Raw genomic sequence first — 24,791 nt, 5'->3', positions numbered from 1 at the left:
AATGTTTTTACTAAAAGATATTTTTGCAAATGAAAAAAATTTTATTGACAAAGAAGTTGAAGTGGCAGGTTGGATAAAAAATAGTCGTTTTAATAATAATATTGGTTTTATAGAGCTTAATGATGGAACAACTTTCAGAAGTATTCAAATTGTAGTTGAATCAAAACTAGATAATTTTCAAACTATATCAAAATTACTGTTACCTTCCGCAATTATAGTTAAAGGTAAAGTTGTTAAAAGTTTAGGTGGAAAACAAAATTTTGAAATTAATGCCTCTGAAATAGTAGTTGAAGGAGAGTCCACTGATAAGTATCCTCTTCAAAAGAAAAGACACACATTTGAATTTTTGAGAACAATCCAACATCTAAGACCAAGAGCAAATACATTTAATGCTGTTTTTAGAGTTAGATCGATTTTAAGCTATGCTCTACACAAATTCTTTTTCGAAAGAGGATTTGTTTATGCACACACACCAATTATAACTGCAAGTGATGCAGAAGGTGCTGGCGAAATGTTTAGAGTGACAAATTTAGATATAGACAATCTACCTAGAACAAAAAATGGAGAAGTTGATTTTTCTCAAGACTTTTTTTCTAAACCAACAAATTTAACTGTTAGTGGTCAATTAGAAGGTGAAGCATTCGCAATGGCATATAGAAATATCTATACATTTGGACCAACATTTAGAGCTGAAAATTCAAATACTACAAGACATGCTGCTGAATTTTGGATGATTGAACCAGAAATAGCTTTTGCTGATTTAAAAGATGTTATTAAATTATCAGAAGATATGGTTAAATATATTATTAAATTCGTTTTAGAAAATGCTCCTGATGAAATGAAGTTTTTTAACGATTTTATAGATAACGGATTGCTCGAAAGATTAAATTCTGTTGTTAATTCAGAATTTAAGGTTATGACATATACTGAAGCAATTGAAATATTAAAATCATCTAAAGAAAATTTCAAATACCCAGTTGAATGGGGAGTTGATTTGAAAACAGAGCATGAAAGATATATCTGTGAAAAAATCGTAAAGGGTCCTGTATTTTTAACAGATTATCCAAAAGAAATTAAAGCGTTCTATATGAGATTGAATGATGATAATAAAACTGTTGCAGCAACAGATATGTTAGTTCCAGGTATAGGAGAACTAATAGGAGGAAGTCAAAGAGAAGAAAGACTTGAAATATTAGAACAAAAAATGAAAGATTCAAATATGAATATTGAAGATTATTCTTGGTATTTAGACTTAAGAAGGTTTGGTGGAACAAAACATGGTGGTTATGGATTAGGATTTGAAAGGATGTTAATGTATCTAACAGGAATGCAAAATATAAGAGACGTATTACCTTTCCCAAGAACAGTAGGATTATGTGAATTTTAATATTATAATTTTTAAAATGAGGTGCACTTTGCATCTCATTTTTTAGTAATAATATGCAAGAAAATATTATACATTTATTTAATATATTAAAATTATTTAATATATTATATCTTAATTAATTAAAAATAGATTTTTTTGTAATAATATGTTATAATTATAATGTATTTTTATTTCGTAATTGCAATAATTGAGGTGTATTATGTTAAAGAATAAAAAAGATATAATTTTAATTGTATGTATGTTTTTAGGATTAACTGTTCTTGGATTTACTTATAAATATTTAACATCTACTAACGAGAAAAAAGCTGTAGAAAATATTCACAATGAAAGCAAACTCCAAAATGAAGAAAACTCTTCAGAAAATAAAGATCAAAATTTAGAAATATATGTACATATTGATGGAGAAGTAAAAAAACCTGGTGTATATAAGATGAAAATAGGGGATAGAGTTAATGACGCAATTCAAGCAGCAGGTGGATTAACTGAAAATGCTGAAAAAAGCAAAATTAATTTGGCTACAAAACTTAAAGATGAAATGAAAATACATATTTTCAAAATTGGAGAAACTAATGGAGATTCACACAATGAATCTAGAGATGTTGATAATAGCTCCATTGAAAGTAATAGTAAATTAATTAATATTAATACTGCAAGTAAGGAAGAGCTTTGTAAATTAACTGGAATAGGAGAGAATAAAGCTAAACTTATAATAGAGTATAGAGAAAAAAAGAAATTTACTAAAATTGAAGATATTACAAAAGTTTCGGGAATTGGAAAGAAAACTTTTGAAAAAATAAAAAATGATATAACAGTAGATTAGGAGAAAATAATGAAAGATACTAATTTAAAAGATATAAAATTAACTTCATATGCTAAAACTTCGGGATGAGCAGCTAAAGTTGGTCCAGATATTCTGGACGAGGTATTATCAGGATTGGATAACAGCACTTCAATAAGTGAAGATTTAATTGTAGGAATAGAAACTTCTGATGATGCAGCTGTTTATAAGATTAATAATGAACTAGCATTAATTGAGACTTTAGACTTTTTTACTCCTATAGTTGATGATCCGTATACTTTTGGCAAAATTGCCGCTGCTAATTCTCTTTCAGACGTTTATGCAATGGGTGGAGAACCAACTATGGCGATGAATATTGTATGTTTCCCAAATTGTTTACCTCCAAAGATTTTAACAGAAATATTAAAAGGTGGACTTGAAAAAATGCAAGAAGCTGAATGTTTACTAATTGGAGGACATACTGTTCAAGATGATGAACCGAAATATGGGTTAAGTGTTTCGGGTTTTGTTCATCCTAATAAAGTTTGGAAAAATTCCTCTGCTAGAATTGGTGATATTTTAATTTTAACAAAGCCATTAGGTCTCGGAATAATAAATACTGCTATAAAAGGTGGAGTTGCAACTGAAAAAGAAATTGCAGATGCAGTTCATACTATGGAAACTCTTAACAAATACGCAAAAAGATCGATAGAAAATTATACAATTAATTCTTGTACGGATATTACAGGATTTGGATTAATGGGCCATTGTTATGAAATGGCTAAAGGATCAGATACCACTTTTGTACTTGATAGTTCTAACTTACCTATTTTAAAGGGTGCAATAGATTATGCTAATATTGGACTTATTCCTAAAGGTTGCTACGATAATAAAAAATTTGTTGGAAATAACTATATGGTGGGAAAAGAAATAAATGAATCTCTTTTAAATGTAATGTTTAATCCTGAAACATCAGGTGGACTTCTAATTACAGTTCCTGAAAACGAAGTAGTAGATATTCTAAATAATTTAAGAGGTATTCCAACAAGATTTGCTGTTGTTGGTAAAGTTGTAGAAAAAAAAGAAAAATATTTAATAATAAAATAATAATATAATTAAGTAATTTTAAAGTGGAGAAGACTATGAATTTATACAAAATGATACCTAAAGTTGATCAAATATTAGATAATAAAGTAATAAAAGATTTATTAGATAAAAATTCAAAAAATTTAGTTATGGAATCAATTCATGAAGAACTAGATAATATTCGAAATAATATTTCTAATGGATATGATAAAAATATTATATCAAATAAGATTGAAAATCTAATTGATAACATTAAAGATAATTTAATGAACAAAAAAACATTCAGTTTAAGAAATGTTGTTAATGCATCAGGAGTTGTTATTCATACTAATTTAGGAAGATCTGTTTTAAATAATGAAATTTTTGAAAATATTAAAAAAGTTTCAATCGGATATTCTAATCTTGAATATAATTTAGAAAAAGGAGAACGTGGATCGAGATATTCTCATTTAAGTGAAATTATAAAAAAAATTACCGGGGCAGAAGACTGTATGGTTGTAAATAATAATGCTGCGGCAGTTATGTTGATTCTATCTACAATAGCAAAGGGAAAGAATGTAATTACAAGTAGAAGTGAGCTTGTTGAAATTGGAGGATCATTTAGAATTCCTGATGTTTGTAGAGAAAGTGGAGCAGAACTAAAAGAAATAGGGACAACCAATAAAACACATCTTAGAGATTATGAAAATGCCATTGATGAAAATACAGCAGCACTGTTTAAAGTTCATCAAAGTAATTTTAAAATTTTAGGATTTACTGAAGCTGTGTCTTCATTTGAATTAAATAGTTTAAAAGAAAAATATAATATTCCTATTATTGAAGACTTAGGTTCTGGAGTTCTTATAGATTTATCTAAATATGGATTATCTCATGAACCGACTGTCCAAGAATGTATTAAAAATGGTGTTGATATTGTAAGTTTCAGCGGAGATAAATTGCTTGGTGGAGTTCAAGCAGGTATTATTGTTGGTAAAAAAGAATATATTGAAAAAATGAAAAAAAATCAATTAACTAGAGCTTTAAGAGTTGATAAATTTACTTTGTCAGCATTAGAAGCTGTATTTTCATATTATATTGACGAAGAATTAGCTATTTCAAAGATACCAACATTAAATATGTTAACTATAAAAATTGAGAAACTATACGATAAAGCCCAAAAACTTATCGAATATTTGGGAGAAAATAATGAATTTTCTTATGAAATTATAGATATCGATTCAGAAGTTGGTGCAGGTTCACTTCCAACTCAAAAATTACCATCTAAGGCTATAAAAGTAATTTCAAAATCATTTACAGAAAATGAATTAGAAGAAAAGTTAAGAAGTAATAAAATTCCAATAATTACAAGAATTTATAAAGGAAATTTAATTTTTGATGTGAGAACAATTTTTGAAAATGAATTTTGTATAATTAAAGATGCATTAAATTCGTTAATAGGAGAATAATATGGATAATAAGAAAAATATTATCGTAGGAACAGCCGGACATATAGATCACGGTAAAACAACTTTAATAAGAGCATTAACTGGAAGAAATACAGATAGATTAAAAGAAGAACAAAATAGAGGTATATCTATTGAATTAGGATTTACTCATTTTGATTTAAATGATGAACTTAGAGTAGGAATTATTGACGTTCCTGGTCATGAAAAGTTTATAAAAAATATGTTATCCGGTATTTGTGGAATGGATATGATAATTTTAGTTGTAGCTGCTGATGAAGGAATCATGGCTCAAACTAAGGAACATTTAGATATTCTAAATTTAATAGGTATAAAAAATGGAATTATTGCTTTAACAAAATGCGATTTAGTTGATAAAGATTGGATTGAACTTGTTAAATTAGATATAGCTGATGAAGTTTCTGGAACATTTTTAGAAGATGCTAAAATAATAGAAGTATCATCAACTGAAAAAATTGGAATCGATAAACTAAAAAATGAAATAATTAGAATTGTAGATACTTTACCTGAAAAAGATTTAAATTCAAATCCAAGATTATATGTTGATAGATCATTCTCAATAACGGGATTTGGGACTGTTGTTACAGGAACATTAATATCAGGAACACTGAATCTTGATGATGAAATTCTAATTTATCCTTCAAACAAAATAACAAAGGTTAGAAATTTACAAGTACATGACAATAATGTTAATTCGGCTTATTCTGGTCAACGTGTTGCTGTAAATCTCGCAAATATCAAAAAAGAAGATGTTCCAAAGGGTTCAGTACTAGTTCCTAATAACACTTTTACTGAGAGTAGTATTATAGATGTAAAATTAAAGACAATTAATTTACCTTTTGAAATTACTAATAGAACAAGATTTCATTTATATATAGGTTCCAGTGAAGTTTTATGTAGAGCAATCTTATTAGAAAATGACGTGTTAGAATCAAATAAAGAATATATAGTTCAATTAAGATTGGAAGAACCTATCATTAGTAAAAGAAATGATAGATTTATATTAAGATTATTTTCACCACTATATACTATTGGTGGAGGATATATTATTGATCCAAATGCTACTAAGAAAAAAAGATTTAATAGTTATGATATAGAAAAAATTAAAAATCTTGATAATTGTAATTTCAAAGAATATATATATAATTACATAGATAGATTTAGTGAAAAATTCTATATAGAAAAAAATTATTACAATTTTTTATCAGATTCAGATAATAATATTTCTAAATTTATTGATGAATTAATAAATGAAAATAGAGTTGTTTCTTTTGGAAATAATTCTGATAGATTAATTTTATCAGATAGATATATAGCAATGTTATGTAAAAAAATAACTAAATTTATAGAAGATTTTCATGTTAAATACCCAAAAAGAATTGGAGTTTCAAAAGAAACTATTAAATCAAAATTTTTTGATTCTTTAAGTGGAAAAACAAAAAATGAATTTATGAACTACTTAATTTCAGATAATTTTAAAGTTTCAGATGAATATATTTCTACTCTAGATTTTACAGTTTCATTAGATGATGAAGATTCTAAATATATTAAAAATATTAAAAACATATTTAATTCAAGTAAATTCTCAATTTTAAATTTTGACGATTTTAGTTTAAATATTACAATCGAACACTTTAAGGAACTTATATTGTATTTGATAGCTAATAAAGACATTGTGAAATTAGATTCAGGTTATATGCTTAAAGATAATTATAACTTAGCTGTAAATATGATTAGGGAATTTATAATAAGAAATGGAACTATTTCTGTCTCAGATGCAAGAGATTTATTAAATTCTAATAGAAAATCCTCTATGGAATTACTTGAATTTTTAGATAAAGAAAAGATAACTTTAAGAAAAGATAATGAAAGAATATTGGTGAAATAGGAGAAGATTATGAAATTAAAAATATTAATGGCTTTACCTACGGATTCACAAATAAATGATTTAATGTATTCGATGACGGAAGATGAAAATTATGAAATAACTAATTCTAATAATATCGAAGATACTATTATTTTAGCTGATCAGAAAAATTTTGATATGATTATTATGGATATGAATTTTAAGGATGGTACGGGATTAGACCTTAAAAGAAAGTTAAATGAATTTTGTGATATTCCTACTATTGTCACTACTACTTTAAAGGATGATATGCAAAAAATTTTAATTTTTGAATATGGAGCTGATGATTATTTAATTTATCCATTTAATATTCTTGAATTAAAAGCAAGAATTAGAGCTATAATGAGAAGATTTGGTCAAAGAAGAACAGATATTGATAACTTAATATTTGCTGATGACCTAGAATTTAATATAGTAGGAAGAACTGTTAAGCTTAAAGGTGAAGAGGTTGATTTAACTGGAAAAGAATTTGATATTTTGTATATAATGGCTATTAATCCTGAAAAAATTTTTAGTAGAGAAGATATTGCTAGAACAGTTTGGAAAGAAGAACGTGTTAGTGATTACAGAAAAATAGATGTTCATATTAGAAGATTAAGAGAAAAAATAAATATAGGTGATGTTACTTATATTCAAACTAAATGGGGAGAAGGCTATTATTATAAAAAAATACAAGGCTAAATAGGAGATAAATATGAAAGATTTGATTAGTAATTTGAGAGAAAAAATTTTAAGTGAAATTAAAAATTCAGTGGATAAAAACGCCTTAGAAGAACTTAGAATTAAATATTTAGGAAAAAAAGGTGAATTTACTAGTATTCTTAGAAATATGGCAAATGTTTCAAAAGAAGAAAGACCGAAAATAGGAGAACTTATAAATGTAACAAAACAGGAAATTGATAGTATAATAAATGAAAAAATTGAAAGTTTTAATAAAATAGAATTAGAAAAAAGAATTAAAAAAGAAACTATTGACGTTACAATAAATAAAAAACTTATTTACATAGGTCATAGACACCCTTTAAATAATACTATGGAAGAGTTAGAGAATTTTTTCATTTCAATGGGTTTTTCAGTAATTGATGGCCCTGAAATTGAAACTGTTGAAAATAATTTTAATAAACTAAATTCTCCAATGGATCATCCATCAAGAGAAATGTCAGATACATTTTACATTGATAAGGATTTGTTACTTAGAACTCATACATCTCCTGTTCAAATTAGAACTATGATGACAACAAAACCACCTATAAAAATGGTATCAGCTGGTAGAACATTTAGATTTGATGAAGTTGATGATACTCATTCACCAATGTTCCATCAAATTGAAGGACTAGTAGTAGATGAAAATATAAATATGAGTAACTTAATTGATACTCTTAATACTTTTATTAAAGAGTTTTTTGGAGAAGATATGAAAACAAGATACAGACCACATTATTTTCCATTTACTGAACCTAGTGCTGAAGTAGATGTTTCTTGTTTTAATTGCAAGGGTAAGGGATGTCCAGTTTGTAATGGGACTGGATGGAGTATGGAATTACTAGGATGTGGAATGGTTCATCCTAATGTATTAGAAGCATGTGGTATTGATTCGAAAAAATATTCTGGATTTGCCTTTGGAATGGGAATTGATAGAATTACAATGGTTAAGCATAAAATAAATAATATTAGATTATTATATGATAATGATAAGAGGTTTTTAGAACAATTTTAAGGGGGATTATATGTTATTACCAATTAAATGGGCAAAAGAATATGTTGATATAAATGATAATATAATGAATATATGTGATAAGGTAACACTTACAGGATCACATGTTGAATCTATTATAAAATTAGGCACTAAAATTGATAATATTGTAGTTGGTAAAATTATAGATATTTACAGACATGAAAATTCAAATAAATTATGGATTACTAAAGTTGATTTGGGAAATGAAATAGTTCAAATTGTTACTGCTGCACAAAATTTACAACAATTTGATTATGTACCAGTTGCTAAAGTTAACTCTACACTTGCTGATAATACACAAATCAAGGAAGCAAAACTTGCTGGAGAAATTTCTCAAGGTATGTTTTGTAGTTACAAAGAATTAGGATATCCTGATTCTGTTATTCCTAAAGAATATAAAGACGGTGTTCTTAGAATTTTTGATGAAAATATAGTTCTTGGAACTGATATTAGAGAAATTCTAGATTTAGATGATACTGTTGTAGAATTTGAAATAACTCCAAATAGACCTGATTGTCTATCAATTGTTGGTATGGCTCGTGAAATTGCAGCAAGCTTTAATGAAAAATTAAATCCAGTAAATCTTATGGATACTAAAGAAATAGAAAATAAAAGTTCATTAAATATTAATATTAATTCAGAAAATTGTAGAAGATATTCTGCTAGTATTGTAAAAAATGTAAAGATAGAGGAATCAGATAGAAAAATTCAAAATTATCTATTGAATTCTGGTATAAGACCTGTAAACAATATTGTAGATTTAACTAATTTTTTGATGCTAGAATTAGGTCAACCATTACATGCTTTTGATTTAGATAAATTAGAAGGTAATATTTCTATTAGAAATGCCTTTGAAGGAGAAAAAGTAGTAACTCTAGATGATGTTGAAAGAATTCTTTCAAGCGAAGATATATTGATATGTGATAATGTAAAACCTATTGCTATTGCGGGTGTTATGGGTTTAAAAAATTCTGAAATTGATGAAAATACTAAAAATATTTTTATTGAATCTGCTTATTTTACAAAAAAAGCTATTAAATCTACATCAAAAAGATTAGGTTTAAAATCTGAAGCATCTATAAGATATGAAAAGGGATTAACTTCAGAACATACTATGAATGTTTTATCAAGGTTTTTATATTTACTAGAAAAAAACGTTGAATGTAAAATTGACTCAGTATTTGATGTAAATAATGAAAAAACAGTTACAAAAATAATAGAATTTAATCCTAATTTAGTAAAAAAATTACTAGGTGTTGAGATTAGAAATTCTGAAATTATAAACTATTTAAATTTATTAGAAATTAATACAGAAATTGAAAATAATACTATAATTTGTACTATCCCTTATTTCAGAACAGATTTAGCTATTCAGGAAGATATTGTTGAAGAAATAGGTAGACTATATGGATTCTCAAATCTTAAGCCTACACCTATTTTAGCACCTAATACAATAGGTAGAAAAAGCAGAAAAAGAATACTTGAGGATAAGATAAAAAATATTTTATTAAATTTGGGATTATATGAAATTACAACTTATTCTTTTATTGGTGGTAATATTATTGGAAAAGTAAAAATGAGTACTCAAAATACAGTAAAGATTTTAAATCCATTAGGAGAAGAATTTAGTATTATGAGAAAATCTTTAATTCCAAATGTAATTGATGTTTTAGCTAAAAATTTGAATTATAAAAATGAAAATTTATTAGTCTACGAATTAGGTAATACATTTCACAATATTACCAATGACAAAGTGCCAGTAGAAAAGAAAAAATTGGTTATAGGTTGTTATGGAAAATATGATTTTTATTATATTAAAGATATTGTTGTAAATTTATTTAATATTTTGAACATTAAAGACCTAGAATTCAAAAAAAATAGTTCTATAGACTATTTTCATCCTGGTGTAAGTGCTGATATATTAGTAAATGAAGAAAAAATTGGAGAAATAGGACAAATATCTTATGATGTTTGTAAAAATTTTTCAATAAAGAAAAATATCTTTGTTTGTGAAATTGATCTTGAAAAGATAAGAGATAAAGTAAGTTTAATAAAAATATATGAGCCATTAATTAAATATCCTGATGTTAAAAGAGATTTAGCCATAATAGTAGATAAAGATGTAGATAGTGGCAGCATTGAAAAAATATTTAGAGATAATTCAAGTAATATTTTAAAAGATGTTGAACTATTTGATATTTACACTGGTAATCAAATTGAAAATAGTAAAAAATCAATGGCTTACAAACTAACCTTCCAATCACAAGACAAAACTTTAGTTGATGAAGATATAAATTGTGTAATTGATAAAATGTTATCTGATTTAAAAGAAAAATTAGGAGCTTATTTAAGATTTTAACTAGGAGATTAATATGGAAACTAATAAAATAAAAGTCAATATTGCGGGAACTACTTATACAATTATTGGAGAAAAAAGTAATAAAGAAGTAGAAGAAATAGCAAATTATGTTGATGAAGAAATAAAGAAAATCACATCGCAAAATTATTTATTAAACCCTACTATGGCTGCTACATTAGTCGCACTAAATATTTCAAGCGATTATTTTGACTTAAAAAAAGAAATTAACTTATTAACTGAAGATAGTGAATTTCCTGTAAAAAAGCAAGAAGAATTTATTAAAAATAGTCAAAAAATTGAAAAAGAAAAGGAAGAACTAAAAAAAATAGTAGAAGATCTAACAGATAAGAATAATGTTTTAACTCGTACAATAAATTCTCTTGAAAAAAGGTATGAAAATATTGAAAAAATTTCATATGATAATTTTTATGAATTAAAACAAAAAAATGAGAAAATAATAGAATTACAAAATGAAATTGTTAATATTAAAAATGAATATATTGAAAAAATTATAAAAATGGAGAAAAAATAATTATAATGAACTATAAAGTGTTAAAAACTTTAGAATTTTATAAAATTATAAATATGTTATTGAATCGTTCTCAAAGTATAATAGGAAAAAAAATTATTAAAAATTCAGAAATTTCATCAAATTTAATAGAAGTACAAAGACTATTAGATGAAACAGATGAAGCTTATAGATTTATAATAAAACATAGATTACCAGGCATTTCTAATATCGATGATTTAGAGGAAGATTTTAAGCTTTTAGAAATAGGACAATATTTTTCACCTAAAAATCTTTTAGAAGTTTGGAAGCTTCTCAATACTTCAAGATTTTTAAAAAATATAATTTCAGAAGAAGAGTCATCTGAATTTAAAAATATTTTTGAACTTATAAATTCTTTAAATATAGCTACTCAATTGGAAAAAGATATAGAAATGTCTATAATATCCGAAAATGAAATTTCTGATGATGCAAGTTCTGATTTAAAAAGAATAAGAAGAATGATAAAATCAAAAAACGATTTGATTAGAGATAAACTTAATCAACTGATTTCAACTTCTGATAAGTTAATGGATAATCTATATACGTTAAGAGATGGTAGATATGTAGTTCCAGTAAGAAGTGAGTTTAAAAATTCTTTTAAAGGTATTGTTCATGATCAATCTGCTTCAGGACAGACAGTTTTTATAGAACCTATGTTTGTAGTTGATCTAAATAATGATTTAAAAAAATTAGAAATTGATGAAGAAAAAGAGATTGAAAGAATTTTAATTGCGTTTTCTAGCCGTGTTTTAGAAATTTTACCTGAATTAATTTCAAATTTAAGTGTAATTGCTAAAATCGATTTTATATTTTCAAGAGGAAAATTGGCATATGATATGGAAGCTATTAAACCTATAATAAATAATAGAGGTATTATTTCATTACAATCAGCTAGACATCCTCTAATAGATAGGGATAAAGTAGTTCCAATTGATATTTCTCTTGGTAATAGTTTTAATACTTTAGTTATAACAGGTCCAAATACTGGAGGTAAGACTGTTACTCTAAAAACTGTTGGAATTTTGACCTTAATGACTCAATATGGACTTATGATACCTTGTGCAGATAATTCAGAAGTAGCTGTATTTGATGAATTGTTCGCAGATATTGGTGATGAGCAAAGTATTGAACAGTCTTTAAGTACTTTTTCGTCACATATGAAAAATATAATTGAAATAATAAAAAATGCAAAAGAAAATTCATTAATATTATTTGATGAATTGGGATCTGGTACAGATCCTGAAGAAGGATCTGGTCTTTCAATTTCAATATTAAATTATTTTTTAGGAAGGAATATTAGAACTATTGCTACAACACATTATAGTCAATTAAAAATGTATGCAATGTCAACTGAAAATGTTCAAAATGCTGCAATGGAATTTGATGTTGAAAAATTAGAACCTACTTATAAGTTAATTATCGGAATTTCTGGAAAATCAAATGCGTTTGAGATTTCTAAAAAATTAGGACTTGATGAAAGCTTTATTGTTAATGCTAAAAAGTTTATATCCAATAACGAATTATCTTTTGATAAATTAGTTAGTAATGTTGATAATAGACGTAAAGAATATGAAGAGCTTATTATTGAACAAAGAGAGATATTAAATTTTAATAAAAAAATTAAAGAAGAATATGAAGAAAAACTTGAAAAATTTAATAAACAAAAAGAAAAGAAGATAAGAAAATTAGAAGAATATATTGAAAATTCAATATATGAAACCGAAAAATTTTGCAAAGAGACTATTAATCATATAAATAAAGCAAGATCAAAAGAGCAATCTACTAAATTGAAAAAAATATCTGAAGAAATACTAAAGAAAATGGATAAGATTAATCATTCGAAAATGATTAAAAAAGAAAATGAATCAAATACATTAAAAGAACCTTTAATGTTAGGAGAAGAAGTTAAAGTTTTAAGTTTAAATGAAAATGGATACATACAGACACTACCTGATAAAAATGGAAATTTGCAGGTTAAAATTGGGATTTTAAAAGTAAATGCAAATATTAGTGATATTATTAGAATTGAAAAAATTATTGATAATTCTAAAGAAAAAATATCTCATTCTAAAGCCACTTTTATTAAGAGTGATAAAATGTATAATAATAAGATAGATGTAAGAGGATATAATACAGAAGATGCAATTTATGAAATTGATAAATTTTTAGATGATTCTTTTATAGCTAATTTAAATGAAGTAACAATTGTTCATGGTAAGGGAACTGGAGTTTTAAGAAATAATATTTCAGATTTTTTGAGAAAACATAAATTGGTTAAATCTTTTAGCTTTGCTAAATTTAATGAAGGTGGCGATGGAGCTACTATTGTAAAACTAAAATAGGAGAAAATTATGATAAACTTTAAGGATATAGTTATAAATACTATTTTTGATTTAGATATAAATTTAAATAAAGAAGAAATTAGAGAATTGATAGAAATTCCTCCTAATCCAGAAATGGGAGACTTCTCATTTCCATGTTTTAAATTATCTAAAACTTTAAGAAAAGCACCAAATATAATTTCTAAAGAATTGGTAAATAGAATTAATATAGATGATAGTATATTCTCAAATGTAAAGAATGTTGGACCTTATATTAATTTCTTTGTTAGAAACTCAGAATTTTCTAAAAATGTTATAAAAGAAATATTTGATAAAAAAGAAAAATATGGATCTTCACAAGATAATTTAGATAAAACTATTGTTATTGACTATTCTTCAACAAATATAGCTAAACCATTTCATATTGGACATATAAGAAGTACATTAATTGGAAATGTAATTAAAAACATTTATAATTTTCTAGGCTATAATACAGTTGGTGTAAATCATCTTGGAGATTATGGAACCCAGTTTGGAAAAATAATTGCTGCATACAAATTGTGGGGGAATGATGAAGAGATAAATGCTGACCCTATAAATCAATTATTAAAATTGTATGTCGATTTTAATAATCTATGCAAAACTGATGAAAAAATGTTAGAAACTGCTAGAGACTATTTTAATAAATTAGAAAATGGAGATGAAGAGTCCGTTAGACTTTGGAATTGGTTTAAAGATATTAGTTTAATGGAATTTCAAAAGGTTTACGATAAATTAAAAGTTGAATTCGACTCATATAGAGGTGAAGCTTATCATTCTCAGTTTATTGATGATGTTGTTAAAGAACTTGAAGATAAAAATTTATTAGTTGAAAGTGATGGATGTAAAATTGTTAATCTAGATAAATATGATTTACCACCTGCTTTGATTTTAAAAAGTAACTCTTCCAGTACTTATATAACAAGAGATATTGCAACTGCATTAACTAGAAAAAAAGATTATAATTTTTATAAAAATATTTATGTAGTTGCAACTCAGCAAAAATTACATTTTCAACAATTAAAAGCTATTTTAGAAGAAATGGGATATGAATGGGCTAAAGATTGTATTCATGTTTCATTTGGTATGGTAAGTGTAAAAGATAATTTTTTAGGAACTTCTGCAAAACTAAGCACAAGAGAAGGAAATGTTATATTCTTAAATGATGTACTTGAAAAAAGTGTAGAAAAAACTCTAGAAATTATAAACGAGAGAAACAGTTCTCTCGAAAACAAAGAAGAAATTGCTAAAGAAGTAGGAATTGGTGCTGTAATATTTCAAGAACTATTCAATACTAGAATTAAAGATTATTCTTTTGATTGGAATAATGTTCTTAATTTCGAAGGAGAAACAGGTCCGTATGTTCAATATTCCGCTGCAAGAGCTAATAGTATATTAGAAAAGAATGATTTTTATTTAAAATTAGATAATATTGATATTTCGAAAGTTTCAAATTACGAAATGAATATTGATGAATTATCTTTAATTAAATCAATTTATAAATTTGAAGATATTTTATTAGATTCAGCCAAGAAATATGAACCTTCAATACTTGCAAGATATATAACTGAAGTTGCAAAATTATTTAATAAATTTTATAATTCTTGTCCTATAAGTAATCAAGAAGATAGTGTTAAAGAATTTAGGCTTATATTAACATATTGTACAAGATTACTTATTGAGATTGGATTAGGACTTTTAGGTATGGATACTCCTAAAAAAATGTAGGTGAATATGGATAATTTATATAATTATTTTAGAAAATTTTCTGATAAAGTATATTTTCTTACAGTGAAAAATATTGAAATTAATGAAAAAAATTATAAAAATATCGATTTTCCAATTAGTTCAAATGTTTTATTAGAAAATATTAAAAATAATAAATTTAATGAAAATATTAATTTATCATACTTTTTTGAAGGGATTTTATTGTTAAATGGAATAGATTCAAATTTTGAAAATATTGAATTTTTAAATGGTTTTATAAAATCAAAAAATATTAACTTATTAGATTTTGTTAAGTCTAAAATTGATTTTAATGATAATAATTATGATACAATAATTTATAATTTATTAATTATTAGAGGATTAATTAATTTAGAAATATCTGATGATTTTATTATAAAAATATATACTAAATATCTTTTAATGATTTTAGATTATGATAATAGTTATTATAATATAATAATTAATGAAATTAAAATTTTGCTGTCTAATTTAGAAAATAAAAATGAAGATGATTATTTGCTAAATATGCTTTATGGTGATTTATGCGTAAAAGAAAAATTTTATATTAAAGCTAGTATATATTATAAAAAAGCCATAACTAATTCAAATAAGATTATTGATAATATTATCAATAAAAAAATACAAGATATAAATGTAAAAGTTAAAATTGAAGAGCTACTACAACTGGTAGATAGATATAAGTTTGAAGACTGTTATAAAATATTAAAAAATATTGATAATTTTAATCTAGATAAAGAAGATTCTTATTGGATTGGATATATATATAATAAATTAAATGAAAATGAAAAATCTATAGAATTCTACGAAAAATCATTGGATTTAAACGCCGATTTTTTGAATATTTTTATAGAATTAGGGTTATTATATTATAAAACACAAAAAATCGAAAAATCGCTTGAAATTTTCGAAAGAGGGCTATCTTTATATATTGATGATGAAATATTGTTATTTAATAAGATAATATTGGAATTAAAACTGAAAAAATATAAAAACGCAAAAAAAGATATTGATAAATTATTATTATACGAGGATTTAGATAATTCTATAATGAATGATATATTATATTTAAAAGAATTATACAAAGAAAATTTAAAATAGTTTTTTCCTATAGTATTGACTTTTTGGAAATAATATAATATAATTTATGCATAAATAGAGTAGAGATTTAGTTAGAGTCTCTTCTTTATTTTAAATTTTTTATTTTTCGCAAAATAATAGTTTTGCGAAAAAACATTAAATATTTTTTTACTCACAAGCTTAGTGTTTGTGAGTTTTTTTAAAATAGATTAATGAGAAATATTTAATTTTCATGTTTCATTATTTCTTTAAGCTCATTATATATAATTATAATTTTATTGTCAATACCTATTTTATAAATTTATTAATTGTTTGATTTGTTAATATAATATATTATATTATATATATATATTTATTTATTCTTATATTTATATTTATATTTTTTTCTTTTTAATTAAATATATATATATTTTTAAAGTTATTTTTAGCTCTTTTGTATGCAAGTGATACCAATAGCTACAGAAGATATAAAACAACATTTTTCTAATAAAAGTAAACAAATTTCTATTTTTTAATATCTTTTTTCTAAAAATAAAACATCATATTTTTATATAGTTGTTTTTTTAGCTAATTTATGATATTATAAAGACAAAAATTAAAAGGAAGTGTTGAAATGAAAGAACTTGTAAACTATAACAATGAAATTAATAAGGTTGCATTAAAAAACTTTAATTCAAAAGAATTAGATTTATTAATGGCTATATGTTCAAAAATGAAAGATGAAGAATTGAAAGAAGTAAGTTTTGATTTTGAGTATTTAAGAAGATTAGTTAATTATGATATATATTCAACTTCCGAAAAATTTTATTCTGATTTAAAAAACACATATAATAAACTGCTTAAATGTGTTTTTGGTTGGGAAAATGAAAAAGAAATAGTTATGTTTGTATTATTTACCAAGTATAAAATTGACAAGGATAAAAAGACTGTTAATATAGCTGTAAATGAAGATTTTTACTGGGTACTAAATGAATTAACTCAGAAATTTACTAAATTTGAATTATCTGAATTTATAAGTCTTAAATCAACATATTCAAAAGAGTGTTACAGAAGATTGAAACAATATAGAAATACTGGAATGTGGATAGTTGAAATTGATGAATTTAGAAGATTGTTAGATATTCCAAACTCATATAAATCCGGGAATATTGATCAAAGAGTTTTAAAACCTATTTTAAATGAACTATCCCCTATTTTTAAGGATTTTAGAATTGAAAAAATAAAGAAAGGAAAAGTTATAGTTCTATTAAAATTTTCATTTATTCCTGAAGCAAAAGACATAGCTTACTTTAAAAGTGAAGATGAAGCTATAATTTATGCTTATAAGACTGGTAAAAATACAAAATTTGAGATATTATTTGATAAAAACAAAGGCTATTTTGCTAAATTTAGTTAAAAAACTATTTACTAAAGTAGTTAATTATTATATAATTATCTAGCATTATTATACGAAAGGGGGTGAATTTAATGTCCTCTGTCGAAGCTATAATTTTAATTTCGTTGTTGATTGCGTTATTGAAATTGCTTAAAGATTTTAAATAATCAACATAAAAAGCAAGGTTGGCAGACCTTGCTTTTTCATTTGCATTATTAATACGTGAGATGAAAATGTCCTCTAAAAATTTTAATCTCAACTATATAATACCACAATTTATAAAAAAGTCAACTCTTTTTTATAAATTGTTTTACAATTTTGTATATAATTAAGCACTAATATTATAAATTATTTTATATTTTTAATCAATAGTTTGAACTAAATTTTTGCTTTTATAATCAATTTTTTCAAGTAATTTTTGATATTCTTTCATATTTTTTATTTTTTCTTCTTGTAAATTTTTAGTTGTATTTTTAGTTAAGTTCCTAAATATTCTTAATGCTGAACTCGTATTTATTTTTCTTTTTTTAGATACATTTATATAATTTTCATAGTTTTTTAACTTATAAATCTTATCAATTTTTATGTTTTTTGTATAATTTTTTTTATTTATTTTTGACTCTGCAGATATTTCTGCAGAAGTGATTTTTTTATCTTCAGTGTTAGAAAATTTATTTTTTTGTGATTTTAGTTCTATTCTTATTTTTGATAAATCAATATCTTTTAACTCCTTCAGTAATTTATTTGCTGTTCTTGAGTAAATATCTTCTAATTTATTGTTTTTATAATTGTTAGATGTATTTGTTTTGTAAATATAGTGCTTTTGTTGTCCGTATATCCTGGTAAATTCTTTTTCCTGTTTTTCCAAAATATTTTTTAATTTTTCAAAATTGTCGCTATGATATTTGTTTAAATAATTTTTAGTAAATGTTTCTATTTGTGGTTTTATGTGTTTAATTCTTTTATTATTAAATTGCCACAAATTTTTATTCTCCGGGAGTTTGTTATAAATGTTTTGTAATTCTTCCAATTCGACCTTAGAAAAATTTTGAAAATTTACATCACTTTTTAGTATTTTATTTCTAAAAATATTTTGAATTTCTTTCAAATTTTCGTAATCATTATTTAAAGAATTATGAATTTCTGATTTTGCTTTTTTAAAACTTGTAATTTTAAATTTAGCATCTTTATATTTTTCTTTATCAGTTTTTGCATTATAATTTATTTTTCGTGTTGGTGTTCCATTTTCAACAGTGTAAATATGACAATGGATATTATCTGTATCATAATGAATATTGCCTAGAAAAATATAATCTTTTAAATTCTCATTATTTAACATTTTAATCATAGAATTTCTAACTGTTGATTTTAATAAATTTTCATTTATAACACCATTAGAAATAATATTATTTTTTTCTAAATATCCATCTTCAAAAGAAATATAAGTTTTATATAAAAAACTACCATTTTTTTGAGCTTCAATAAATTGTTTTTTTATTTTTTCGATTCCATTTTTATCTATGTTATTGCTATAATTAGAAAATGTATAATTTGAATTTTCTTTGATATATTTATTTGTTTTTTGTTTATATATTTCTGTTGAATAGTCAATAACTTTTGTAAAATCTACATCATTATTTTCAATATAATCTTCGTGTTTTAGACCTTTAATACTTTCTTGTTTATATTCTTGTGTCGAATATTCTAATTCATCAGTAAAGCATCTACTTTCTTCTGGACTTCTAAATTTAGTTTTTATTACAATATTAGCCATTTTTATTTATCCTTAATTTATTAATCTTTAATCATTTCTTTATATGTCTTTTTCTTTTCTTCTAACTTATTTTTTTCAGACTGTAAACTTTCTGAAAAATTTAAAGATAAATCTAAAATTTTATCTCCAAAATAGACTCTATTTTCAAATTCTTTTATTGAAAAAGAGTTTAACATATTTAAAATAATTTCTTGATTAAATTTAACATTATCTAATTCTTTTAAGATTGCTTTATCGTTTTTAAAAGAATTATTATTTTTCATTTCTTGAATAATATTTTTTATAATATTTGAAAAATTTTTACTATTATATTTTTCATATAAAAATTCTAATAATTCTTTTTCAATTCTTATTGATTTAGTTACACAATTATTCATAAATTATTTCTCCTAATTCTTTTTTTATTGTTTCTAAAATTTCAATATTTTCAATTAAAACTTTTGTATTTAAATCTGTAATACTTTTAAAATTTTCTTCCATAGTTTTATAATCTGAAAATAAAATATAATTATATAATATTTCTCTAATTAGTTTACTTCTACTTATTTTCTTTTCTTTTGCAATCTCATCAAGTACAGCAACTATTTTGCTATCAACTGCTCTTATGTGTAAAATTTGTTTCATATTTTAACCTCTAATTTTTTATTTTTAATTAAGTATTTGTGTATTAAAATGTATTACAAACGTTAAAAACTAATAAAAAAGCTTATTTTTTGTATTAAAATGTATTACAAAAATAGTGATTTGTGTTGCACTTTTTCTGACTTTAAAATCGCTAGAAAATGGGCTTGGCTCTGCCAAGCTTGCACAAAGTGCAACACATTTTCTTTATCCTGTTTATTATATATAATAAAATAAGATTTAATAAGATTATATATAATAATATATATTGATAAATAGATTTTGTAAAAAATCTAAACATTTTTATTTGTTTTAAGGAACAAATTCAACTTCAACTTCCTTATTTTTTTTATCGTTTTTATTGACTTTTATATCAGAATTTGAAGTATTATTTTGATTATTTTTTTGTACTTTAGTTTCATTTTTTTTATTATTATTAATCGTAGAATTGTTATGTTTTTGTATCAATTTTGATTTATTTTTATTATTATTTGAGCTAGAATTTTTATTATTTTCTTCTTCTTTTTTATTATTATTTTGTTTATTTTCTTCTTCCTTTTTTTCTCTTTCTTCTTCTTTTTTATAAATTTCTTTAGCATCTAAATCATCTATTTTATTTCCGTTTTTATCTTTTTTTGATATTAAAACCACATCTTCCTTTTTTCCTGTTTGAATAAATTTTATTTCAGCATTTAACATTAAATTTTTGTTTTTTAATGTAACTATATTATTAGTCATATTTAATATTTCATCTTTCAAATTTTCGATAATATTTTTAACATTTTGTATTTTCTGTTTTGCATTATTTAATTCATCTCCAATTTGAAATTCTGTCTGCGAATTTAGTTCTTCAATATTTTTTTCTTTAATATTTATTTCATTATATTTTTCATTAATTTGTTCATCTATTTTTTCGATTTTTTCATTATTTAAGTTTATACAAAAATCTAAATAATCCACTTTGTAATCTTTAACATTTTTTTCTAAATATTCTTCTTCTTTGTAATTTTTAATATCAATAAAAAGTTTATAATTTTTATCTTTTTCTTGAAAAATTAAATTTAATATCTTATTATTTTTCTTAACTGGAATTTTCAAGAAATAGAATCCTTTAAATCTAATTTTTACTACATCATTAGTTAATTCTTTTTCGCTATCAAAATTAGATTTAATATTCATAACGTCATCATTATTTAACCAATCTTCTTCAACAAATTCTAAAAAAATATTTTCTTTAGTTTTAATTATATCTTTTAAAATAAATTCTCTATTACCTATATTTATTACTGTATTTTTTTCTATCTCACTATGTTTTTTTTCACTTTTTATAAAAAAATTTGAAAATATTATAGCTAAAAAAATCATAACCATAACAACAAAAGGTATTAGAAAAAAATAACTTTTTCTATTAGAAAACATAAGTCCACCTCCATAAAACGCTTAATTTTGCATTAAAAAAATTTTTTAATGCTATGATATGCCTTTAATTAAAAAAATAAAAATTTTGGTGATTTTAGGGCTTATTTTATTAAGTGCCACGGACTACCACCTCCTACGAAATATTTCCCAAAATCATTCTCAATATCAGCTATTTTTACCCTTGGAATTTGTGCATTTATCATTTTTCCACCTCCAATATATATACCTACGTGTGTTATAAAGTTTGAAGTATTATAAGTGCCTTTAAAAAATACGAGATCTCCAATTTCTAAGTCTGAAATTCTTGTTTTTAAGTTTTTCCCATTATTTGTAACAGCTTCATATTGTGCTTGTGCACTATGAGAAAAATTAATACCAATTTTTTTATAAACTCGCAAAGTAAAAGCTGAACAATCAATACAATACGGTGGATTATTTCCATATAATTGGTAAGGCACATTTAAGAATGAATATGCTTCACTAATTACTGTTTTTATTGTAGAATCAGAAATATTTTGTATATTTTTATAATTTCTTTCTAAAACCAAATATCTAAAAATATGCTGTATATATTTAATATCTCCGTAAACACTATAATTCCAATTTTGCAAAGTTTTTAATTTATGTTTTGAAAAACTTTCAGCATTTTCTTCAGTCCACTTTCTTCCGTTTTCTTCAACCCAACTTAAATAGCCGGAACCGTAATTATATGTTTGGAGAATAAGCTCTACAGAAAATATTAATTTTCTTTTTTCAATTTCATCAATTATTTCTCGCCATCTTTTCATTGCATGTTCAATACTCTCGTCTGCTGTTTTTATCATTCCCATTCTACCATTATATTTACTCTCTGAAGCCTGGAAAATGTCAGGCTCTTGTCCTCCTGATTCTTGAGTAGCTTGAGCTAAAATATATGGTAGGTACTCATCAGGAATATTGTATTTTCGCATATATTTTATAATTGTTTCTTTATGTTTTAAAACAGATTCTGGAATATTTATTGTAGTAGCTGTAATTTTTGTTTCTTCTTCATCATAATTTAAAACTAAAAATATACTAGAAATAACAATTAAAATACTAATAACTAACCCTATAGGAACTAAAAAAAATATTATAAACTTAATAAATTTAAAAAATAGTTGAATTTTTCTTAAATTTATTTTAATATCAGCTTCATTCATTATTTTCCACCAGTAGCAATTAATTCCTTTTCCTCATCAAGACCTAAACTTACTTTAAATATGATATTGTTTTGATTGTGCAATGATAAAATACATTCTCCAATTTTAAATTTAGAAATCGCATCTATCTCATTTTCATTAAAATTGTTTTTAAAAACATTAAGTAGCTTATTTTTTAACTGATTATCCTGTTCAAATAGAATCTTGTATTGAGATAAATTAAATAATTGATTCATTTTTTTACTTTCTTCTCTTTCCTTTATGGCATCATCAATTGTATGGTATGAAAACCAAATAGAACCCATATATTTTCTAGCTTCACGCTGAAAATCTATGAAAAATTTAATTATTTTATCATCTAATTCATCATTTAGTATTCTATGAGCTTCATCTAAAAGTAAAAAATATTTTTTAATATTAAAATCATCAATTCTATCTCCTATTTTTTCAATATCAACATTATTTATCATTTCTTCCCAAAGAATTGACAGAATATTAAAAATTACTGCAGAAAAAATTTCTTGTGGTAATGTTGCTAATTCTTTTATATTAAAAACAACCAGGTCTTCATTTTGTATATCTATTGTTGAATATCCATCAAATAAAATTCCGTTGGAATTTACAAGTTTTGTCAATTTTAATTTAATTTTATCTATACGTTTTTTTCTGAATTCATCTTGTTCTTTATCATATACTATTTTGATATATTCTAGAAAATCACTTAATACTGGATAATCTTCAGTTTTACGATTCGTTAAATTATTAAAAATTTTTAAATTATTTTTTCTTTCAAAAAAACCAATATTTTCGTAAAATTCATCTAAAAGTATTTCAAATTCATCTAAATATTCTTCTTTCAAATCTGGAGAACAATATTTAAAAAATAAAGTAACTTTAGATATATGATTTTGGTAAAATTTATTGTCTTTTTCGTCTAAATCAACTTTTGCAAGTTCACTAATTTCAATATTTTTTTCATCTTCAGAAGTATCAATAAAATTTGATTTATAAACTTGTAAAGGATTTATTATATTTTTAGAATTGTTTAAATTTATAATTTTTCCGTCAGCATAATTTATAAGTTTTTTAAATTCTCCTGAAGCATCAAATACTCTAACTCTATTTCCCTTAATATATTCATTTAATGTTAATTTTTTTAAAAAAGTTGATTTACCTGAACCCATTTGTCCCATAATTATTCCATTATATGATTTCCTAAAGTCATTTTTCAGAAATGGATTAAATATAACTGCCCCATTAGTTCTTGTCATTCCGTAAAAAGTGCCTTCATCATCATCTAGACTTGAAAAATGATAATCTATTCCAGCTCCAAGCACATCAGAATTAATTTCTTTTCCATATCTTTTAGTAAATTTAGTTGATTGAGTTGTATAACTATTATATAAAGATTTATATTCAGCTTCTAATTCATTCAGATAGATACCTGCTTTAAAATGTTTTGCCTTTAAATAATGTAAAACTTTGTTTATATCACTTTCTAGGTTTTCTAAAGAATCTGCATATACAAAAATTCTAATGTGTACTAATTTTATAGTTATTCCTGAAGTATAAATTTTTTGATGTAAACTTACACTATCATCAAAATCAGTTCCACTTTTTAATTTTTCTGTTAATTTTCTTTGTGATTTTTTTCTATCTAAATTTTCTATTAAATTTGTTTCTAATTTTTTATCAATAGTATTTTTATCCATAGTTCCAATATCTATTGTTACTATTACATTTTCCATATCTAAATCATCAGTTATTGTTTTTAACCAACATTTTCCAACTTCTGTAGGAAAAGTATGTATATGGATACAAGTTTCGTATCCATCACCTTTTTTTACAAAATTTTCTTTAAAAATTATATTAGTTTTTGCTTGTATATTATCTATAAATTCATAATCTATCTTATTTTCTTCTTCTTTGTGTTTACTTTTCTTTGATTTTAAAAAATCTGCTTTCATTTTT

General features: G+C 23.6%; 19 protein-coding genes. 13 read left to right on the top strand and 6 right to left on the bottom strand.

Annotated features, from left to right (window positions below; genetic code table 11):
- Position 1 precedes the first annotated feature (1 nt).
- The 13 genes from asnS (at position 2) to WFJ11_RS03665 (ending at position 17,846) form a co-directional block, all read left to right on the top strand.
- The gene (gene asnS, locus WFJ11_RS03725) at positions 2-1,387 is read left to right on the top strand and encodes an asparagine--tRNA ligase (RefSeq protein WP_338817753.1); all 1,386 of its coding nucleotides are present in this window, start codon (positions 2-4) and stop codon (positions 1,385-1,387) included.
- Positions 1,388-1,586: 199 nt separating this feature from the next.
- Positions 1,587-2,207, top strand: coding sequence for a helix-hairpin-helix domain-containing protein (locus WFJ11_RS03720; protein WP_293439743.1), 621 nt, complete (start codon positions 1,587-1,589; stop codon positions 2,205-2,207).
- A gap of 9 nt (positions 2,208-2,216) precedes the next feature.
- Complete coding sequence (gene selD, locus WFJ11_RS03715) at positions 2,217-3,272, top strand: selenide, water dikinase SelD (protein WP_338817751.1); 1,056 nt, start codon at positions 2,217-2,219, stop codon at positions 3,270-3,272.
- 35 nt (positions 3,273-3,307) lie between these two features.
- Positions 3,308-4,696, top strand: a complete 1,389-nt coding sequence (gene selA, locus WFJ11_RS03710; RefSeq protein WP_293439745.1) for an L-seryl-tRNA(Sec) selenium transferase — start codon at positions 3,308-3,310, stop codon at positions 4,694-4,696.
- Between the two features lies 1 nt (position 4,697).
- Positions 4,698-6,602 (top strand): selenocysteine-specific translation elongation factor, encoded by a 1,905-nt coding sequence (selB, locus tag WFJ11_RS03705; protein ID WP_338817750.1) that lies wholly within the window; start codon positions 4,698-4,700, stop codon positions 6,600-6,602.
- A 9-nt stretch (positions 6,603-6,611) separates the two neighbouring features.
- Entirely contained in the window at positions 6,612-7,301 is a 690-nt protein-coding gene (locus tag WFJ11_RS03700; RefSeq protein ID WP_293439747.1) for a response regulator transcription factor, read from the top strand.
- Between the two features lie 13 nt (positions 7,302-7,314).
- Positions 7,315-8,337 carry a phenylalanine--tRNA ligase subunit alpha gene (pheS, locus tag WFJ11_RS03695; protein WP_338817749.1) on the top strand — a complete coding sequence of 341 codons (1,023 nt, stop codon included), beginning with the start codon at positions 7,315-7,317 and terminating at the stop codon, positions 8,335-8,337.
- A gap of 10 nt (positions 8,338-8,347) precedes the next feature.
- The gene (pheT, locus tag WFJ11_RS03690) at positions 8,348-10,714 is read left to right on the top strand and encodes a phenylalanine--tRNA ligase subunit beta (protein ID WP_338817748.1); all 2,367 of its coding nucleotides are present in this window, start codon (positions 8,348-8,350) and stop codon (positions 10,712-10,714) included.
- 13 nt (positions 10,715-10,727) lie between these two features.
- Positions 10,728-11,246: a cell division protein ZapA gene (locus WFJ11_RS03685; protein WP_293439750.1), complete on the top strand. Its 519-nt coding sequence runs from the start codon at positions 10,728-10,730 to the stop codon at positions 11,244-11,246.
- Between the two features lie 5 nt (positions 11,247-11,251).
- A complete protein-coding gene (locus tag WFJ11_RS03680) occupies positions 11,252-13,606 on the top strand; it encodes an endonuclease MutS2 (RefSeq protein ID WP_338817747.1) in 2,355 nt (784 codons plus the stop codon).
- A 9-nt stretch (positions 13,607-13,615) separates the two neighbouring features.
- Positions 13,616-15,352: an arginine--tRNA ligase gene (gene argS, locus WFJ11_RS03675; protein ID WP_338817746.1), complete on the top strand. Its 1,737-nt coding sequence runs from the start codon at positions 13,616-13,618 to the stop codon at positions 15,350-15,352.
- A 6-nt stretch (positions 15,353-15,358) separates the two neighbouring features.
- A complete protein-coding gene (locus WFJ11_RS03670; protein WP_338817745.1) occupies positions 15,359-16,471 on the top strand; it encodes a tetratricopeptide repeat protein in 1,113 nt (370 codons plus the stop codon).
- A 592-nt stretch (positions 16,472-17,063) separates the two neighbouring features.
- Positions 17,064-17,846 carry a replication initiation protein gene (locus WFJ11_RS03665; protein WP_338817744.1) on the top strand — a complete coding sequence of 261 codons (783 nt, stop codon included), beginning with the start codon at positions 17,064-17,066 and terminating at the stop codon, positions 17,844-17,846.
- Between the two features lie 340 nt (positions 17,847-18,186).
- Here WFJ11_RS03665 and mobP2 read toward each other — a convergent pair whose 3' ends face one another.
- The 6 genes from mobP2 to WFJ11_RS03635 all read right to left on the bottom strand — a co-directional run bounded on the left by mobP2 (position 18,187) and on the right by WFJ11_RS03635 (position 24,787).
- Entirely contained in the window at positions 18,187-19,599 is a 1,413-nt protein-coding gene (mobP2, locus tag WFJ11_RS03660; protein ID WP_338817743.1) for a MobP2 family relaxase, read from the bottom strand.
- A 20-nt stretch (positions 19,600-19,619) separates the two neighbouring features.
- Complete coding sequence (locus WFJ11_RS03655) at positions 19,620-19,976, bottom strand: hypothetical protein (protein ID WP_314938204.1); 357 nt, start codon at positions 19,974-19,976, stop codon at positions 19,620-19,622.
- On the bottom strand, positions 19,969-20,223 hold the full coding sequence (locus WFJ11_RS03650; RefSeq protein WP_314938202.1) for a ribbon-helix-helix protein, CopG family: 255 nt from the start codon (positions 20,221-20,223) through the stop codon (positions 19,969-19,971). The genes WFJ11_RS03655 and WFJ11_RS03650 overlap by 8 nt, the downstream gene beginning before the upstream one ends.
- A 309-nt stretch (positions 20,224-20,532) precedes the next feature.
- Complete coding sequence (locus WFJ11_RS03645) at positions 20,533-21,639, bottom strand: hypothetical protein (protein WP_338817741.1); 1,107 nt, start codon at positions 21,637-21,639, stop codon at positions 20,533-20,535.
- 101 nt (positions 21,640-21,740) lie between these two features.
- Positions 21,741-22,820 (bottom strand): lysozyme family protein, encoded by a 1,080-nt coding sequence (locus tag WFJ11_RS03640; RefSeq protein WP_338817740.1) that lies wholly within the window; start codon positions 22,818-22,820, stop codon positions 21,741-21,743.
- Positions 22,820-24,787 carry a hypothetical protein gene (locus WFJ11_RS03635; protein WP_338817739.1) on the bottom strand — a complete coding sequence of 656 codons (1,968 nt, stop codon included), beginning with the start codon at positions 24,785-24,787 and terminating at the stop codon, positions 22,820-22,822. The genes WFJ11_RS03640 and WFJ11_RS03635 overlap by 1 nt, the downstream gene beginning before the upstream one ends.
- Positions 24,788-24,791: the final 4 nt, after the last annotated feature.

Source organism: Parvimonas micra (assembly GCF_037482165.1).
In the GTDB taxonomy this organism is placed as follows: domain Bacteria; phylum Bacillota; class Clostridia; order Tissierellales; family Peptoniphilaceae; genus Parvimonas.
The sequence above is the reverse complement of the archived record's forward strand: the minus strand, read 5'-3'. Positions and strand labels throughout refer to the sequence as shown.